The sequence below is a fragment of the Cryobacterium frigoriphilum genome (assembly GCF_004403305.1).
Lineage (GTDB): Bacteria > Actinomycetota > Actinomycetes > Actinomycetales > Microbacteriaceae > Cryobacterium > Cryobacterium frigoriphilum.
Genome location: NZ_SOHE01000029.1, coordinates 1 through 16,280, shown reverse-complemented (window position 1 = coordinate 16,280; position 16,280 = coordinate 1). Strand labels below are relative to the sequence as shown.

17 protein-coding genes are annotated in these 16,280 nt (G+C 65.9%); 8 read left to right on the top strand and 9 right to left on the bottom strand.

The features are described 5' to 3' along the window. The 3 genes from argB (at nucleotide 1) to argF (ending at nucleotide 3,221) form a co-directional block, all read left to right on the top strand. Nucleotides 1-930 (top strand): acetylglutamate kinase, encoded by a 930-nt coding sequence (gene argB / locus E3T55_RS06355; protein ID WP_134518739.1) that lies wholly within the window; start codon nucleotides 1-3, stop codon nucleotides 928-930. Next, nucleotides 927-2,210 carry an acetylornithine transaminase gene (locus tag E3T55_RS06350; protein ID WP_134518738.1) on the top strand — a complete coding sequence of 428 codons (1,284 nt, stop codon included), beginning with the start codon at nucleotides 927-929 and terminating at the stop codon, nucleotides 2,208-2,210. The genes argB and E3T55_RS06350 overlap by 4 nt, the downstream gene beginning before the upstream one ends. A gap of 81 nt (nucleotides 2,211-2,291) precedes the next feature. Further along, nucleotides 2,292-3,221: an ornithine carbamoyltransferase gene (argF, locus tag E3T55_RS06345; protein ID WP_134518737.1), complete on the top strand. Its 930-nt coding sequence runs from the start codon at nucleotides 2,292-2,294 to the stop codon at nucleotides 3,219-3,221. Nucleotides 3,222-3,622: 401 nt separating this feature from the next. Here argF and E3T55_RS06340 read toward each other — a convergent pair whose 3' ends face one another. The 6 genes from E3T55_RS06340 to E3T55_RS06315 form a co-directional block, all read right to left on the bottom strand. After that, complete coding sequence (locus E3T55_RS06340; protein ID WP_134518736.1) at nucleotides 3,623-3,892, bottom strand: hypothetical protein; 270 nt, start codon at nucleotides 3,890-3,892, stop codon at nucleotides 3,623-3,625. Continuing rightward, nucleotides 3,870-4,508, bottom strand: coding sequence for a hypothetical protein (locus tag E3T55_RS06335; RefSeq protein ID WP_134518735.1), 639 nt, complete (start codon nucleotides 4,506-4,508; stop codon nucleotides 3,870-3,872). Before E3T55_RS06335 ends, E3T55_RS06340 begins: the two co-directional genes overlap by 23 nt. 41 nt (nucleotides 4,509-4,549) lie before the next feature. After that, on the bottom strand, nucleotides 4,550-5,131 hold the full coding sequence (locus E3T55_RS06330; protein ID WP_134518734.1) for a hypothetical protein: 582 nt from the start codon (nucleotides 5,129-5,131) through the stop codon (nucleotides 4,550-4,552). A gap of 194 nt (nucleotides 5,132-5,325) precedes the next feature. Then, on the bottom strand, nucleotides 5,326-6,243 hold the full coding sequence (locus tag E3T55_RS06325) for a PKD domain-containing protein (protein WP_134518733.1): 918 nt from the start codon (nucleotides 6,241-6,243) through the stop codon (nucleotides 5,326-5,328). Nucleotides 6,244-6,260: 17 nt separating this feature from the next. Beyond that, nucleotides 6,261-6,707 (bottom strand): hypothetical protein, encoded by a 447-nt coding sequence (locus tag E3T55_RS06320; protein ID WP_134518732.1) that lies wholly within the window; start codon nucleotides 6,705-6,707, stop codon nucleotides 6,261-6,263. Nucleotides 6,708-6,930: 223 nt separating this feature from the next. Then, nucleotides 6,931-7,449: a hypothetical protein gene (locus tag E3T55_RS06315; protein WP_134518731.1), complete on the bottom strand. Its 519-nt coding sequence runs from the start codon at nucleotides 7,447-7,449 to the stop codon at nucleotides 6,931-6,933. Between the two features lie 359 nt (nucleotides 7,450-7,808). On the opposite strand from E3T55_RS06315, the gene E3T55_RS06310 reads away from it, so the two are divergent. Both E3T55_RS06310 and argH read left to right on the top strand, forming a co-directional pair. Continuing rightward, a complete protein-coding gene (locus E3T55_RS06310) occupies nucleotides 7,809-9,008 on the top strand; it encodes an argininosuccinate synthase (RefSeq protein WP_134518730.1) in 1,200 nt (399 codons plus the stop codon). A 9-nt stretch (nucleotides 9,009-9,017) separates the two neighbouring features. Continuing rightward, nucleotides 9,018-10,457 carry an argininosuccinate lyase gene (gene argH, locus E3T55_RS06305; RefSeq protein WP_134518729.1) on the top strand — a complete coding sequence of 480 codons (1,440 nt, stop codon included), beginning with the start codon at nucleotides 9,018-9,020 and terminating at the stop codon, nucleotides 10,455-10,457. Here argH and E3T55_RS06300 read toward each other — a convergent pair. Continuing rightward, nucleotides 10,447-11,205, bottom strand: coding sequence for a CPBP family intramembrane glutamic endopeptidase (locus E3T55_RS06300; protein ID WP_166791699.1), 759 nt, complete (start codon nucleotides 11,203-11,205; stop codon nucleotides 10,447-10,449). The two genes, argH and E3T55_RS06300, sit on opposite strands and share 11 nt — an antisense overlap. Before the next feature lie 141 nt (nucleotides 11,206-11,346). Here E3T55_RS06300 and E3T55_RS06295 point away from each other — a divergent pair, with 141 nt between their 5' ends. Together E3T55_RS06295 and E3T55_RS06290 are read left to right on the top strand one after the other, a co-directional pair. Beyond that, the gene (locus E3T55_RS06295) at nucleotides 11,347-11,946 is read left to right on the top strand and encodes a DNA-3-methyladenine glycosylase (RefSeq protein WP_134518727.1); all 600 of its coding nucleotides are present in this window, start codon (nucleotides 11,347-11,349) and stop codon (nucleotides 11,944-11,946) included. Nucleotides 11,947-11,987: 41 nt separating this feature from the next. Continuing rightward, the gene (locus E3T55_RS06290) at nucleotides 11,988-12,818 is read left to right on the top strand and encodes a CPBP family intramembrane glutamic endopeptidase (protein WP_134518726.1); all 831 of its coding nucleotides are present in this window, start codon (nucleotides 11,988-11,990) and stop codon (nucleotides 12,816-12,818) included. Nucleotides 12,819-12,842: 24 nt separating this feature from the next. Here E3T55_RS06290 and E3T55_RS06285 read toward each other — a convergent pair whose 3' ends face one another. Beyond that, nucleotides 12,843-13,469: a hypothetical protein gene (locus E3T55_RS06285; protein ID WP_134518725.1), complete on the bottom strand. Its 627-nt coding sequence runs from the start codon at nucleotides 13,467-13,469 to the stop codon at nucleotides 12,843-12,845. Beyond that, nucleotides 13,466-14,143, bottom strand: a complete 678-nt coding sequence (locus tag E3T55_RS06280) for a sigma factor-like helix-turn-helix DNA-binding protein (protein ID WP_134518724.1) — start codon at nucleotides 14,141-14,143, stop codon at nucleotides 13,466-13,468. Before E3T55_RS06280 ends, E3T55_RS06285 begins: the two co-directional genes overlap by 4 nt. A 142-nt stretch (nucleotides 14,144-14,285) precedes the next feature. Here E3T55_RS06280 and tyrS point away from each other — a divergent pair, with 142 nt between their 5' ends. Then, entirely contained in the window at nucleotides 14,286-15,587 is a 1,302-nt protein-coding gene (tyrS, locus tag E3T55_RS06275; RefSeq protein WP_241992908.1) for a tyrosine--tRNA ligase, read from the top strand. Nucleotides 15,588-16,280: the final 693 nt, after the last annotated feature.

Sequence of the window (16,280 nt, the reverse complement as noted above, 5' to 3'; positions counted from 1 at the left end):
ATGACCGAACAGACGACGAACAACCCCGCGCCGACAGACGCTGCCGAGACGACGCAGGCGGAGGCATCGGTCAAGGCAGCGACGCTGATCGAGTCGCTGCCGTGGCTCAAGCGCTTTCACGACCAAATCGTGGTCGTCAAGTTCGGCGGCAACGCCATGGTCAGCGAAGAGTTGCAGCGAGCCTTCGCCGAAGACATGGTCTACCTGCGTTACGCGGGGCTGCGCCCGGTCGTCGTGCACGGCGGCGGGCCGCAGATCTCGGCGATGCTCGAGCGCCTGGGCATCGAGAGCGAGTTTCGCGGCGGCTACCGGGTGACCACGCCCGAGGCCATGGAGGTCGTGCGCATGGTACTGACCGGGCAGATCAACCGTGATCTGGTCAGCCATATAAACCAGCACGGGCCGCTGGCCGCGGGGCTCAGCGGCGAAGACGCCGGACTCTTTCGCGGACGTCGGCGTGGAGTCCTGATCGACGGCGAGCAGGTTGACCTCGGACTCGTCGGCGACGTCGTCGGCGTCGACCCGGAGGCGGTACACGCCCAGCTGAACGCCGGGCGCATCCCGGTGATCTCATCGATCGCTCCCGACACCGACGTGCCCGGGCAGTCCCTCAACGTCAACGCCGATGCCGCCGCGGCCGCTCTTGCGATCGCGCTGGGCGCGGCAAAACTAGTCATTCTCACGGATGTCGCGGGCCTCTATCGAGATTGGCCCAACCGGGATTCCCTGGTTTCGATCATTCCCGTACGCGAGCTGCGGGCACTGCTGCCAAGCCTCGAAAGCGGCATGATCCCGAAGATGACCGCGTGCCTCGACGCTGTCGACGGCGGGGTCGCCAAGGCGGCCATCATCGACGGACGAGTGCCGCACTCGATCCTGCTCGAAATTTTCACCGGAAGCGGCATCGGCACGGAGGTAGTCCCCGCATGACCCACAGTGATCCCGCCCAGCCCGGCGCATCCGTCGCCACAGACGCCGCGGCAGGCCGGCCCTGGCAGGAGCGCTACGCCGGCGCCATCATGCCGACCTTCGCGCCGCCGCTCGCGCTGCTGGTGCGCGGCTCGGGCTGTTACGTCTGGAACGACGCGGGCACCGAATACCTTGACTTTCTTGCCGGTATCGCCGTGAACTCGCTCGGCCATGCGCATCCGGAGCTCGTCGCGGCCGTGACCGCGCAGGTCGGCGCGGTCGCGCACGTCTCGAACTACTTCGCTTCCACGCCGCAGCTCGATCTGGCCGAACGTCTCACCCGGCTGACCGGCGCCGGTGCCGCGGGCAAGGTGTTCTTCGCTAATTCGGGCACCGAAGCCAACGAAGCCGCGTTCAAGCTCGCCCGGCTGAACACCGGGGGAGCCGCCGGGGCGCGCACCCGCATACTGACCCTCACCGACTCCTTCCACGGCCGTACGATGGGCGCGCTCGCCCTGTCGGGCAAGCCGGCGATGCGTGAGCCGTTTCTGCCCGTTCCGGGCGGGGTCGAGCACATTGCGCCGACGCTCGCTGCCCTCGAAGCCGCGATCGATGACACCGTCGCGGCCCTGTTTCTCGAACCCGTGCAGGGCGAGGCCGGCGTCATCGAATTGCCGGACGGGTTTCTGCGCCGCGCCCGCGAACTCTGCACCGAGCACGGTGTGCTGCTGATCCTCGACGAGATCCAGACCGGCATCGGCCGCACCGGCAAGATGTTCGCCTACGAGCACGCCGGTATCCAACCGGATGCCCTCACCCTCGCCAAGGGGCTGGGCGGCGGACTGCCGATCGGTGCCCTCGTCACGTTTGGGGCCGCCTCGACGCTCTTTCAGCGTGGCCAGCACGGCACCACCTTCGGCGGCAATCCGCTCGTCACGGCGGCCGGCGATGCCGTGCTCGGTGTGATCGAGCGCGACGACCTCGTCGGCAATGCCGCGCGCCGTGGCGCCGAGCTGCGGTCGCTGATTCTCGGGTTCGACTCGCGGCTCATTGCGGGTGTGCGTGGGCGCGGGCTGCTGCTCGGCATCGCCCTGACCGAGCCGATCGCCGCCGAGCTCGCCGCCGCGGCCTTCGCTGCCGGGCTCATCGTCAACGCGCCGAACCCGCGCACGATCCGGCTCGCTCCACCGCTCATCGTCGGTGCCGCCGAACTGGCCGCGTTCGAGCAGCGTTTCGGCCGGGCGCTGGCGGCCGTGACGGCCGCGCACACCGCGGCCGGGGCATCCGTCATCGCACCCTAGCCGGTTCCCCTAGGGTAGAAACCTCCCATTATCTTTCTGGGAACCCGCATTTTTACTCGAAGTATTAACGAAAGTGACACCGTGACCCGCCATTTCCTGCGCGACGACGACATCTCTGCGGCCGAACAGGCCGAGATCCTCGATCTGGCCCTGGACATGAAGCGAGACCGATTCGCGGTGCGCCCGCTCGAAGGCCCGCAGACGGTTGCTGTGATCTTCGACAAGTCGTCGACTCGCACCCGGGTCTCGTTTGCGGTCGGCATCGCCGACCTCGGCGGCAGCCCACTCATCATCGCCACCGCCAGCAGCCAGCTCGGGGGCAAGGAGACCGCGTCGGACACCGCCCGCGTGCTCGAACGCCAGGTTGCCGCGATCGTCTGGCGCACCTACGGCCAGGCGGGACTCGAAGAGATGGCGCTCGGCACCACGGTTCCCGTCGTCAACGCGCTCTCTGACGATTTCCACCCTTGCCAGCTGCTCGCCGACCTGCTCACGATTCGTGAGCACCGCGGCGCCCTCGCCGGCCAGACCGTGGCGTTCCTCGGCGACGGCGCGTGCAACATGGCGCAGTCCTACCTGCTCGCCGGCGCGACCGCGGGCATGCACGTGCGCATCGCGTCACCGGCGGAGTACTCGCCGAGCGATGCCGTTGTAGCGGATGCCACGGCGATCGCCGCGCAGACCGGTGGGTCCGTCACGCTGTACCGCGACCCGGCCGAGGCCGTGGCCGGGGTCGATGTGGTCGTCACCGACACCTGGGTGTCGATGGGCAAGGAAGAAGAGAAGGCCGCCCGGCTCGCCGAATTCGGCCAGTACCAGGTGGACGCGGCGCTGCTCGCCCTCGCGAAGCCGGATGCCCACTTCATGCACTGCCTGCCGGCCGACCGTGGCTTCGAGGTCACCGCGGACGTCATCGACGGATCGCAGAGCATCATCTGGGACGAGGCGGAGAACCGCCTGCACGCCCAGAAGGCCCTGCTCGCCTGGCTCCTGGCCAAAAACGAGTCGTAACCCGCCTCGCGTCTGGACTCGACTGGCGCCGCTTTTTGGCGAGTAACCGCCCCGTGCACGTCCGGCGCGATGTCACGCCGAGCGGGGCTGGCGCTGCGACCCTGCATCGCGGGCTGCGCCCCTGCGCTGCTGCTGCGCCCGATACCTCCACGTTGTTTCACTCGTGCGCCCAAAAGCGGCTCGAGCGCCTGTTATCGTGGGCGCATGCGCAGCTTTCAGGCGCATGATGCTGGGAGGGTGCAGGTTCCGGGCGCATGAGCAGCTTCTGGGCGCGAAACCCAACGCAGGTCGCGGGCGCATGAGCAGCCTTGTGGCGCCCCAGCAGCTCTGACGCCCCGCCCCCGCCCCGTTTCGCGAGTGAGCGGTAGTTGCTCTTCCCGGGCCCCGGAAGCGAATAGTGCTCACTCGCGGGGTGTGGGGTCGTGTTTCGTGTGGCAGCCGATGCCGTCGGGGTCTTCGAGGCAGTTTTTGGCGACGAGGGCGGTGGTCACGACCCAGGCTGTTGCGGTGGTGGGGGCTCCGGGGATGGTGACGGTACCGTCGACCGGTAGCCAGACTGATCCGGCGTAGCGGTATTCGGCGCTGTAGGTGACGCTGGGCGTGATGGTGTATTCACCGGTTACCTCGTAGGTGTGGCTGGTGACGGTGTCACTGAATTCGGGCAGTTTCAACCATTGCCAGGTGGCGCCGCCGTTCGTTGACGTGCCGGTGGTGCCGTCGCCGTAGTCCCAGGCGTAGCCGATTGGGGGTGAATCGTACGTCTGCGGTTTGGCCGAGGAGTTCGCCGCTTTGTTCGTGCGCGGATGCCTGCGCGATGAAGTTCGTCGCGAGCCCTCTGACCATCCATCCGTTGGGTTGCATCTGTTGGGTCGGGGCGGCGGGCGTGAAGCTGGCGACGTCGCTGATGCGCAGGGCCGGGGTCGCCGGGGTCACCACGACGGCTGCGGGGCGGTTCGGGTCGCAGGGGTCGCCGGCCATGCAGGCCAGGACGAAGGCGTCCTTTCGGCTCTCGATGAGGCCGGGACCCTTCACCTTGCTCTTTGTTGGGCGGTCCACCAGAGGAACAGTGAGGTCGTCAATGATCCGCCAACGGGCTGGATCGTCGGCGAGAACCTTCCTGGCGCGGTCCACCCTCCTCTCCGTCGTATCGGCCGTGCCCGTGCCGCCACCGCCGTAGGCATACTGACGGAATCCCCCAACTTGTAACGCACCAGGAGCAGCCGTGGCTGTGACGGTTGGCTCGGGAATCGGGTCGTAACCCTGCACAAGCGGCAGCACACCGATCATCGGAACCGCCCAGAAAAGTACATGCAGGAGGAAACGCCGAGTCAGCACACTCCTCCACCTTTCCACGCGACCCGCGAGCCTACGGTCAGAACGCCATCAAGTCCCGGCTCCCAATCGAAACCGACCTCAAGGGCTGTTCGAGGGACACGATCAGCCGCGACTTGTGACGCATTATTTGCGTCGAGGACGTCGACCTGAGAGACATCAGAGCAGAGGTAAACGACGACGACGCTCACGCCTCCGGTTGCCCTTTCATCGACACGCTGCAGCCTCACTCCGTCGAACGTTGCCGTGCCAATTGTTCGGAGGCCAGCGGACCGGGCTTCCGCGAGATCCGCAAGCAGAAATTGCTCGTAGCTCCCGGATGTGACGGCTTGTATTCGTTCAGGGTTGATAGCCCCCTCGGAAGCCACGACGGTTGCCAACTCCTCATATGCGGCGTAGGCCGTCGTCGCGGCGGCGAGGGCTTCGTCGTTGTTGGCGAAGATGGGGGTGAACGTCTCTGTCGGGGACGGTACCGGGGGCGGGGGAGTGGGCTCGGGGGTGGCGGCGCATCCGCTCAGTCCAACGACGACAGTCAGGATGACGAGTTTCGCCAGATTTTCGCGGGAATGGGGGCGCATGCGGTCACCGTAGGGCACCGGCGCCCGCAGTGGGAGTTTTCCACAGGCTCAATTTCGCGCACCGGTGTTTTGTTCCGCGAGTGAGCAGTTTTGGCGCTTCCCGCGGCGTTCTGGAGCAGAACTGCTCACTCGCGAGAAGCTGCCGGCCTGGCTCCGGGCGTGCTGCTCACGGCTCAGTGCTCACGGCTCACGGCTTACTGGTTGGGGGTGGGGTCGCGGTCCGTGTGGCAGCCGATGCCTTGGGGGTCGTCGATGCAGTTCTGGGCGACGAGGGCGGTGCGCACGATCCATGCGGTCGCGGTGTTCGGCGGGCCGGTGATGCTGATGGTTCCGTCGACGGGGAGCCAGTCGGAGCCGGCGTAGCGGTATTCGGCGCGGTAAGTGACGCTCGGGGTGATTGTGTATTCGCCGGTGCTCTCGTAGGTGTGGCTGGTGTCTGTCTCGGAGAACTCGGGCAGGTTCAACCATTGCCAGGTGGCGCCGCCGTTCGTTGAGGTGCCGGTGGTGCCGTCGCCGTAGTCCCAGCTGTAGCTGATCGGGGTGAAACGTACGTCAGCGGGTTGGCCGAGCAGTTCGCCGGTCTGTTCGTGAACGGCTGCTCGGGCCACGAAGTTCGTCGAGAGTCCTTTGACCATCCAGCCGTTGGGTTGCATTTGCTGGGTGGGGGCGTCCGGGGTGAAGGTCGCGAGGTCGCTGATGCGCAGGGCCGGGGTCGCCGGGGTCACCACGACGGCTGCGGGGCGGTTCGGGTCGCAGGGGTCGCCGGCCATGCAGGCCAGGACGAAGGCATCCACTCGGATTTCGACCAGTCCGGGGCCGGGTTTCTTGCTCTTGGTGGCGCGTTTGGCCAATGGAACAGTGAGGTCCTCAGTATTGATCCATTGGTCGGGACCGTAGGCGAGCAGCTTCTTGGCGAGGTTTGCCTTCTTCTCTTCTGCGCCGGTCGTGCCGGTCGTGCCGGCAGCGTCGTCCTGTTTTCGTTCAATGAAGCCGTAGAGCTGGGCGGCATCGGGGGTGGTCGACGCTGTGAGCGAGGGTTCAGGATCGCTTCCCCGAGCCGAGGCAGCAGATAGACTCGTCCCCGCGAAGAGCACCACACTCAAGGTAGTCACCAACGAAACATTTCGACCTAGCAAACTCCGCCACCATTCCAGACCGTGCGAGATCCCACCGTGATCACACCGTCGGCTCCGGGCTCCCAATTGAATCCAACTTCCAGCGCGGTTCGAGGGTTTCGGGCGGGGGCGACCTGCGACACGCTATTTGCATCCAGGACGTCGACTTGGGATACATCCGAGCAGAGATAGACAACAACCACGCCCACGCCGCCCGGCGCCATTTCGTCCACGCGCTGAAGCCTTACCCCGTCGAATGTTGCTTCGCCGATTGCTCGCAGTCCCTTGGCGCGGATGTCCTCCATCTCCTGCAGCAGACCCTTTTCATAGATCCCGGACGTGACTGGTTTCATTCGCTCTGGGTTGATGCCACCTTCGGCGGCAACAATTGTGAATATTTCTTCGTAGGCGGCATACGCCTCAGTCGCGGCAGCCAGGGCCTCTTCATTCGAGGCAAACACGGGAGCAACTGTCGTGGTCGGGGCCGGCGCCGATGACGGGGGAGTGGGCTCGGGGGCGGCAGCGCATCCGCTCACCCCCCAAGCGAACGCGGCGGCAAGCATGACGAGTTTCGGGACAAAATTGCGGGAATGTGGTCGCATGCGGTCACCGTAGGCCACGGATGCCCTTCGTGGGAGTTCTTCACAGGCCGGATTTATCGGGGATGCCAACACCAGCACCTCGCTACCCACACGCGGTTCCGCCTGGCAGCGGCGTTTGGGATCCAACGATCACACTGCCCGGATTGGTGGGGTCCTTCCAATCGAAACTCACGACGTAGTTCTTTCGCGTCGGATCATCGACGGGTCCCTCTAGCACGGCTCCCGTTGCGTCCACAAATATCGACGTCGACCGATCGAGGCAGAGGTCGACGACGAGGACGCCTACTCCGCCCTCCGCGATCTCATCGATACCGACCACGCTGACTCCGTCGAAGGTTTCGTGCCCTTCACTGTGGATGCCGTATTCCCGAGCGCGGTTCGCAAAGACAATGATTTCCTCAGCGAACGTCGTGGAGGCAACCGATCGCATCAGCTCAGGGTCGGCAGCGACCGCCGAGAAGATCGCGTCGATTTGCCGTAGGTAGGCGTCGAATGCCGAGGTCGCGGCGGCAACCGCGGAGTTGTTGGAGGTGAAGACGGGGGCAACGGTCGGGGTAGTCGACGGTGAGGCCACCGGTCTGGGCGGGGGAGGTACGGACACAGCGGACTCGAGTGTGGTGGCGCATCCGCTGAGACCCAACCCCAGGCACAGGCCAAGAGCGAGAACAGGAACGCGATGATTCGCCCGTTTGTGCAATGAGTATGTTCGCATGCGGTCACCGTAGGACACAGCAGGGTGCCGTGGGAGTTATCCACAGGCCGAGTTTTCAGACCCGTGGATTCTGTTTCGCGAGTGACCACTTTTTGCGGTTCCCGAGGCCGGCAACCGTCGGCAACCGTCGGCAACCGCAAGAACTGCTCACTTGCGAGGACGCGTGCCCCACACCGAGCGCGGCCCCCGCGAACCGGGCCGCTCTGGCAACCCCGTAAACTCGTAGAGATCAAGATTTAGGGAGAACCATGGCGGAACGTGTTGTACTCGCATACTCGGGTGGTCTGGATACCTCGGTCGGCATCGGCTGGCTGAAGGATGCAACCGGTAAAGAGGTCGTAGCTCTGGCTGTCGACGTTGGACAGGAGGGCGAAGACATGGACGTCATCCGCCAGCGAGCCCTGGACTGCGGAGCGGTCGAATCCATCGTCATCGACGCCAAAGACGAGTTCGCGAACGACTACATCGTTCCCACGCTCAAGGCCAACGCGCTGTACCAGAAGCGTTATCCGCTGGTCTCGGCGATCAGCCGCCCGCTCATCGCGAAGTACCTCGCGTCCACGGCCATCGAGCTCGGCGCCGACAGCGTCGCGCACGGCTGCACCGGCAAGGGCAACGACCAGGTTCGGTTCGAATCCGCCGTCGCCGCCCTCGCCCCCGAGCTGACCTCGCTCGCCCCGGTGCGCGACTTCGAACTCACCCGCGACAAGGCCATCGAGTACGCCGCGACGCACAACCTGCCCATCGCGCAGTCGAAGAAGAGCCCGTACTCGATCGACCAGAACGTCTGGGGTCGCGCCGTCGAGACCGGGTTCCTCGAGGACCCGTGGAACGCTCCGATCGAAGATCTGTACACCTACACGCAGGACCCGTCGGTCACCCGTGCGCCCACCGAGGTCGTCATCAGCTTCGAGCAGGGCGTGCCCGTCGCCATTGACGGCAAAAAGGTCACTCCGCTGCAGGTCATCCAGCTCATGAACCGCCTCGCCGGCGATCAGGGAGTGGGCCGCATCGACATCGTCGAAGACCGCCTCGTGGGCATCAAGAGCCGTGAGATCTACGAAGCCCCCGCCGGAATGGCCCTCATCGCCGCCCACGAAGAGCTCGAGAACATGACCCTCGAGCGCGACGTCGCCCGCTACAAGCGCGGCGTCGAGAGTAAGTGGGCCGAGCTCGTCTACGACGGACTCTGGTTCTCGGGGCTCAAGAAGAGCCTCGACGTGTTCATCGAGGACACCCAGAAGTACGTGACCGGCGACATCCGTCTCAAGATGCACGCCGGCAGCGCCGTCGTCACCGGGCGCTCCAGCACCACGAGCCTGTATGACTTCAACCTCGCCACCTACGACACCGGCGACTCCTTCGACCAGACCATGGCCAAGGGATTCATCGAGCTGTGGTCGCTGCCGAGCAAGGTTGCCGCGCGCCGCGACGCCGCCGCGAAGTAGGGCAAATACGTGTCGGCTGAGAAGAAGAATGCCAACCGCGCCGGCAAGGCGGGCGCCCTCTGGGGCGGTCGTTTCGCCGGGGGACCGTCGCCGGAACTGGCGCGGCTGAGCAAATCCACGCATTTTGACTGGATGCTTGCCCCTTACGACCTGCAAGGATCCCGCGCGCACGCCCGGGCCCTCGCCGCGGCGGGCTATCTCACCGACACCGAACTGAGTCAGATGGTCGGCGCGCTCGAAGAACTCGAGCGCGCCGTCGTCGCGAGTGAATTTCTGCCGGCTGACGCCGACGAAGACGTGCACTCCGCCCTCGAACGCGGACTCATCGACATCATCGGCGTCGAGATTGGCGGCAAGCTCCGCGCCGGTCGCAGCCGCAACGATCAGGTCGCGACCCTCGTGCGCATGTGGCTGCGCGACCACGCCGCCACGCTCAGCGCGATGGTCATCGAACTGATCGACGCCCTCGCCGCCCAGGCCGAAGCGCACGATGACGCCATCATGCCCGGTCGCACCCACCTTCAGCACGCCCAACCCGTGCTTCTCGCCCACCACCTGCTCGCGCACTGCTGGCCGCTGGTGCGCGACCTCGACCGTTTCGCCGACTGGGGTCGCCGAGCGGACGCCTCCCCCTACGGGTCCGGCGCCCTCGCCGGCAACACCCTCGGCCTCGACGCCGGTCTCGTCGCCGCCGACCTCGGTTTCTCCGCGGTCGTCGAGAACTCGATTGACGGCACCGCGAGCCGCGACCTCGTGGCCGAGTTCGCCTACATCACGGCCCAAATCGGCATCGACCTGTCGCGCCTGGCCGAGGAGATCATCCTCTGGAACACCAAGGAATTCGGTTTCGTCACCCTCGACGACGGCTACTCCACCGGCTCGTCGATCATGCCGCAGAAGAAGAACCCCGACATCGCCGAGCTTGCGCGCGGCAAATCGGGTCGCCTGATCGGCAACCTCACCGGCCTGCTGGCAACCCTCAAGGGCCTGCCGCTTGCGTACAACCGTGACCTGCAGGAGGACAAAGAGCCCGTCCTCGACTCGATCGAGACCCTCGAGGTTCTGCTGCCCGCCTTCACCGGCATGGTCGCCACCCTGCAGTTCCACACCGAACGCATGGCCGAACTGGCCCCGCAGGGCTTCTCCCTCGCAACGGATGTCGCGGAATGGCTGGTCAAACGGCACGTCAGTTTCCGAGACGCGCACGAGATCACGGGTTCGCTCGTGAAATACGCCGAGACCCACGATCTCGACCTGCACGAGGTCGACGATGCTGCGCTGCAGACCATCTCGACCCACCTCGTGCCCGAGGTGCGCGAGGTGCTCACCATCCGAGGTTCGGTTGAGAGCCGTGACGGCCTCGGCGGCACCGCTCCGGTGCGCGTCGCGCAGCAGCGCGCCGCGCTCGTTGAACGTGTGCGGGTACTTGCCAGCACCCTCAGCGCCTGAGGGATTCGCGGCGAACTGCGGGTTGGGACGATGGCATCCGGGTGAGTACTCGGTGCAGGTAGACGATGTACGGCAGCAGGACGAGGGCCATCGCGCCGACGAGCACCGCGTCCCATCGGGCGTCGTGGGTCGTGAGCGCGCCGCTGATGTTGAACAGAATGTGAAAGAGCACGCCGGGCAGGATGCTGTGCGTGATGGCGACGCAATAGCCCAGTGCGATGCCGATCAACACGGCCGCGGTGAGTTGAATGAGCTGGTCGGCCTGGGAATAGCCGCGCATCAGGTTCACGAGGTGACCGAGCCCGAACGTGATACCACAAATGTAAATGGCTCGCAGAACGGTCTTCTTTGTCGCGATAGCCTGAAAGAGAAACCCGCGAAAGAGCAGTTCCTCGATGAACCCGACACCGATCATCAGGGTGCAGGCGAGGGCGATGGCCTGGGCATCCAGCTCGGTGTTGATTCCCTTGCTGTACTGCAGCAGCGTGAGCGCCAGGAGCGGCAGGTAAAACGCCGTGAGGCGAAGAGCGCCGGCCGACGGACGGCGCAGGCCATATTGACGCGCACGGAAGCCGGCGCGCAGATACCAGATCAGGGCCAGGGCGTACAGAATCAGCAGCGGCGCCGTACCGGCACTCGCGATTCCGATCGCCTCCGACACGGCGTCGCCGACGTTCACGATCAGGATGTATCCGGCGATCCACATCAGCGCATGCCCGATGGGTGTGGTGTCCTGCAGACTTCTCATGGTGCCTCTTTCTGCTCTGCACGTAACTCGCATTGAGACGGGGCGGATAGTGCCGAAAGTCACCGTGCGGCGCACAGTCAGACCGTGATCCAGGCCGTCCAGGCCGTCCAGGCCGTTACCCAGGAGAATTGTGAACGTTCGATGAGCTTTGACCGCACGCTGTTGCAGCGATCCGCCCTCGAGGTGGTGCCCCTGCTGCTGGGCGCGGTGCTGACCCGCGGGGGCGTATCGCTGCGGGTGACCGAGGTCGAGGCCTACCTCGGAGCCGTCGACCCCGGCTCGCACGCCTTTCGCGGGCTGACCCCTCGCACCGCGCCGATGTTTGGCCCCGCCGGCCATGTCTACGCCTATTTCAGCTACGGCATGCACGTCTGCGCCAACGTGGTCTGCGGGCCGGAGGGGGAGGCATCCGCGCTGCTGCTGCGCGGCGGCGAAATCGTCGACGGTCTGCCGGTGGCACGGATGCGCCGTCCCACCTCCCGCAAGGATTCAGACCTCGCCCAGGGCCCGGCCAGACTTACAAAGGCCCTCGGCATCACGCTGCTCGACAGTGGTGCCGATCTCGCGGCCGAGCCTTTCGAGCTGACGCTGTCGGGCGGTGCCGCGACGTTTCTCACCGGACCACGCACGGGAGTGAGCGGGGCGGGCGGGGGAACAGAGTTTCCGTGGCGGTTCTGGCTGCCGGGGGAGGCATCCGTCTCGACGTATCGCAAGTCTGCGGCCCCACACCGCGCACGGTAGGGGCCGGGGCGGATGTCTGAGGTGAGTCCTAAGCTCTGATCATGGTCCTCGCGTTGCGGCACCCCGTCGTTGCCTTTGTCGTGCTCGCCTACGCGATCTCGTGGGCACTGTGGCTGCCGTTGCTCGCCGACCGTCAAGACTGGGTGGCATGGACCGCGTCACCGTATCTGCACCTGGCCGGCGGACTCGGCCCGGCGGCGGCCGCGCTTCTGGTGACGGCGGTCGTCGCCGGTCGCGTCGGGCTCACCGATCTGAAGCAGCGGATGCTGGCCGTGCGCCGTCGAGGCCGGTGGCTACTGCTCGCCGCGGTCGGCCCGCTCGTGCTGTTTGGCGTCGCGGTCGTGGTCGCCCGTGTTGTTGACGGGGAGTGGCCCGACGTGAGCCGATTCGGCGCGAGCATCGAGTACCCGGCCCTGCCACTGCTCGTGTTTTGGGCCGCCAACCTGCTGTTCTACGGGTTTGGCGAGGAGATCGGCTGGCGCGGGTTCGCCCAACCGAGCCTGCAGCAGCGCCATTCTCCCTTGGTCGCCGCACTTCTCGTGAGCGCGATGTGGGCCGCTTGGCATCTGCCCCTGTTCGGCATTACGCCCACCTACCGGTCGATGCCCGCAGCGGGATTCATCGGCTTCGCGGTCAGCATTCTCGTAGCCTCGCTGGTGTTCGCGTGGCTGTACCTGAAAAGCTCCGGCAGTATTGTCGTCGTCGCGGTCTTCCACACGGTGTTCGACATTGCGACGACGACGCCCACGACGACCCCACTGATTCCGACGCTGATGGGCGCGGTCATCACTATCGCGGGCCTCGCCGTGATTCCGAGCCTGCTGAAAGAACGCAGGAGGGAACCCGCGATAGTGCGCACCGGATTCGACTGACGGTGCTCGCGGCCAGGCCCCGGCTCAGCCGCGGGCGATCACGGCGAGCGTCGCGCAGGCGCAGGCCCAGGTGAGGCTTGCGAGAGTGCCGATAATGAAACGCTCGCGCGACTCGGGCGCGGCCAGTTCGGTGAAACGGCCCACGCCCTTGATCGCCACGACGACGGCGATTGCCTCCGGGAAGCCGGCGAGAATCGCGCCGGCGACGGCGAAACGTTCGAGGATTCCGATGGTCAGCCCGCCGCGCAGCACTTCGTGCGTGAGCGGCTGGCCGTTGTCGTCGACCGCGCGGGTGTTCGACGCGCCGGGGCCGACGAGAGGGGAATCGACCAGAATGCCACCGTGGGCCCCCGGCGCGACCGTGTTCTTCGTGGCCAGGTTGAGCGCGAGCACGGCCATCGGGCCGCCGCCGACCACCGCGAGGGCAACGGTGAGCAGGCTCAGCAGGGCGCTGACGCCGCCGACGCCACCCTGCGCCGGAATCGCGGCAATGAACAGGGCAGCGGCGAGTGCCCCGGCCGCGATGATGGCGAACAACTGTCGCTGCAGGCGAAAGGCGAGCACCGCGAACACGAGCGAACCGATGGTTACGAGCACCAGCAGGGGCACGTAGAGCAGGCCCAGAAAGTCGAGGGGTGAGTAGAAGTTCATTCAGCGGGGTCCGTTTCGCTCGTCGCGCGGTCGAGATTCTCTAGCAGCCTAACGAGTGCCGGACGGGCGGCTTCATCGACCCTCCAGAGCGCACTCTTCACACGCTGGCTGACCGCGGCCGTTGAGATGCCCAAAATTGCGGCGATCTCCACCTGGGGCAGCCCCTGTTCGAGCAGGTCGGTGGCTTCCCAGCCCTCGACGGAGCGGCGCTGGCGCAGCAACAGCAGCATCGCGACGAGCGCTTCGACCTCGACGACGTTGAGCAGCGCGCTACTGGTCGCAGCGTCGGGTGCGGTATCGGTCGCGGCGACCGCGTCCGGAACGGATGTGCGCAGGCTCAGGGCGAAGCGGGCATCCGTCTTCTTAGCCCGCGTCACGGCGGTGCGGGCGGCGATGAAGGCTTCGCCCGTGGCCTGGCGCGTCGCGGCGGGAAGCGGGGTGCGCACCGATCCGACTCCGAGCCCGATGCTCCAGAAGCCGGACCGGTGCAGGGCGAGAATCGTGGTCAGCGCGGCACGGGCCGTGGGCATCAGGATTTGAATTTCGTCGCCGGAGGTTTGGTCGGCCGGCAGCGAAAAGGCGTGCCCGAGGTCGGCGGTGAGCTGGGCGATCATTTCGCCGGCGCGGTCGCGATCGTTACGGCTGTCGATCTGGTCGGCGGTAATCACAAACATAAAAGTAAGTCTCTAACCTAAAGTGCTGTAAGTAAAGTCTGAGGCCTAAACTCAGCCGCAGTGAGGCCACACGCTTAGTAAAACACGCCCAGCAGCCCAGACAGGTCACCGGCCGACATTTCGGCGCTGGTAATCTGGGCTGGTGTCAGATCCCGCGATCCTCGCCCAACAGTCCAATGATCCCTCCTTCGACAGCGTCTGGGAGGAAATCACCTGGCGCGGCCTCGTGCACGTCTCCACCGACGCAGCCGAGCTGAAGGATCTGCTCTCGGGCCCGCCGATCACCTACTACTGCGGCTTCGACCCGACCGCACCGAGCCTGCACCTCGGCAACCTCGTGCAGATTCTGCTGATGCGCCGCCTGCAGCTCGCAGGCCACCATCCGCTCGGCCTCGTCGGTGGTTCCACCGGACTGATCGGCGACCCGCGGCCGACCGCGGAGCGCACGCTGACCCCGGCCGACACGGTTGCCGAATGGGTCGGCTACCTGCAGGCGCAGGTTTCCCGTTTTCTCAGCGCAGAGGGTGACAACGCCGTCACCATGGTGAACAATCTGGACTGGACCGCGCCGCTGAGTGCGATCGACTTTCTGCGCGACATCGGCAAGTACTTTCGCGTCGGCACCATGCTCAAGAAGGATGCCGTCAGCGCTCGCCTCAACTCCGACGCCGGCATCAGCTACACCGAGTTCAGCTACCAGATCCTGCAGGGACTGGACTACCTCGAGCTGCACCGCGCCTACAACTGCGTGCTGCAAACGGGGGGCAGCGACCAGTGGGGCAACCTGACGAGCGGAACCGACCTCATCCGTCGTGCCGAAGGTGACAGCGTGCACGCCATCGGAACGCCGCTCATCACCAACAGCGACGGCACCAAGTTCGGCAAGAGCGAGGGCAACGCGATCTGGCTCGACCCGAACCTCACGAGCCCGTACGCGTTCTACCAGTTCTGGGTCAACACCGACGATGCCGACGTGATCTTTCGCCTGCAGGTCTTCACCTTTCTCGGTCGCGTCGAGATCGAGCGCCTCGCCGCGCTCGTGGCGACGGAGCCGTTCCGCCGCGAAGCACAGCGCACTCTGGCCTACGAGGTCACGAGTCTCGTACATGGCATTCCGGCGACGGATGCCGCGATCCACGCCGCCGAGGCCCTCTTCGGCCAGGGCGATCTGGCCGATCTCGACCCGTCAACCCTCGAAGCGGCCCTGCGCGAACTACCTAACACAACGAGTGCACCGCATGCTCCGATCATTCAGCTGCTCGTGGACACCGGACTCACGACGAGTCTGGGGGAGGCCCGCCGCGCTGTGAAGCAGGGTGGCGTCTACCTGAACAACGCCAAGGTCACCAGCGAAGACGCGACCATTGATGCGTCGGTGCTGCCCGGGGGAGTGGCCGTGCTGCGCCGCGGCAAGAAGACCCTCGCCGGCGTCTTCGTGCAGTAGTCGCCGCCGTGGCCGAGCGAGACACACCGGGCTGTGCCCCCGGGCGGTCTGGCGGCCGGAGACTCCGTGGCTCGGAGGGTGCGGCATCCGCTCGTCGCTCAACCGCTAACCGGCGCCTCGTTGCCAATGCGCCTCGGTGTCTCGACTCGGTCTTTCCCGCGTAGGTGTCTCTGGCTAGCAAGGTGCTCCCACCGGNCCCGCGTAGGTGTCTCTGGCTAGCAAGGTGCTCCCACCGGTGGCTAATTCAGGTAAACCGGCCGATGGTCGTCGGGCCGCGGGACTGTTCCGGGCAGTGGATGCCGTGCGGCCGGGTTTTTCCTGAATTGGCCACGTGTCCGGCTGGCTGGGCCGGTGTTGCTTGCTTTCGTTGGCCTGCATGGTTCGGCTCTCCCCGCCCGGTGCCGTGACTCGGTTCTTCCCACAGGGGGCGTCTCCGGGTGGGGATGCCCGGTGGCTAATTCAGGTAAACCGGCCGGTGGTCGTCGGGCCGTGGGACTGTTCCGGGCAGTGGATGCCGTGCGGCCGGGTTTTTCCTGAATTGGCCACGTGTTGCGGTGCGGGGTGGGGGCGACACGCCCGGGCTGTGTGCTGGTTTTGACGGTGTTGCGGGGGGTGCGTAATGTAATCACACGTACCCCACAGGTTCGGAAAGCTGTTCAGCTGCCGGCCTCAAGCGGGACCAAGTCGTAGCTT

Excerpts from the sequence above, each read along its gene's own strand:
- argB (WP_134518739.1), top strand. The coding sequence starts at position 1 with ATGACCGAACAGACGACGAACAACCCCGCGCCGACAGACGCTGCCGAG.
- E3T55_RS06350 (WP_134518738.1), top strand. The coding sequence starts at position 927 with ATGACCCACAGTGATCCCGCCCAGCCCGGCGCATCCGTCGCCACAGAC.
- E3T55_RS06335 (WP_134518735.1), bottom strand. The coding sequence starts at position 4,508 with ATGATCGGTGTGCTGCCGCTTGTGCAGGGTTACGACCCGATTCCCGAG.
- E3T55_RS06330 (WP_134518734.1), bottom strand. The coding sequence starts at position 5,131 with ATGCGCCCCCATTCCCGCGAAAATCTGGCGAAACTCGTCATCCTGACT.
- E3T55_RS06310 (WP_134518730.1), top strand. The coding sequence starts at position 7,809 with ATGGCGGAACGTGTTGTACTCGCATACTCGGGTGGTCTGGATACCTCG.
- E3T55_RS06300 (WP_166791699.1), bottom strand. The coding sequence starts at position 11,205 with ATGAGAAGTCTGCAGGACACCACACCCATCGGGCATGCGCTGATGTGG.
- E3T55_RS06295 (WP_134518727.1), top strand. The coding sequence starts at position 11,347 with ATGAGCTTTGACCGCACGCTGTTGCAGCGATCCGCCCTCGAGGTGGTG.
- E3T55_RS06290 (WP_134518726.1), top strand. The coding sequence starts at position 11,988 with ATGGTCCTCGCGTTGCGGCACCCCGTCGTTGCCTTTGTCGTGCTCGCC.
- E3T55_RS06285 (WP_134518725.1), bottom strand. The coding sequence starts at position 13,469 with ATGAACTTCTACTCACCCCTCGACTTTCTGGGCCTGCTCTACGTGCCC.
- E3T55_RS06280 (WP_134518724.1), bottom strand. The coding sequence starts at position 14,143 with ATGTTTGTGATTACCGCCGACCAGATCGACAGCCGTAACGATCGCGAC.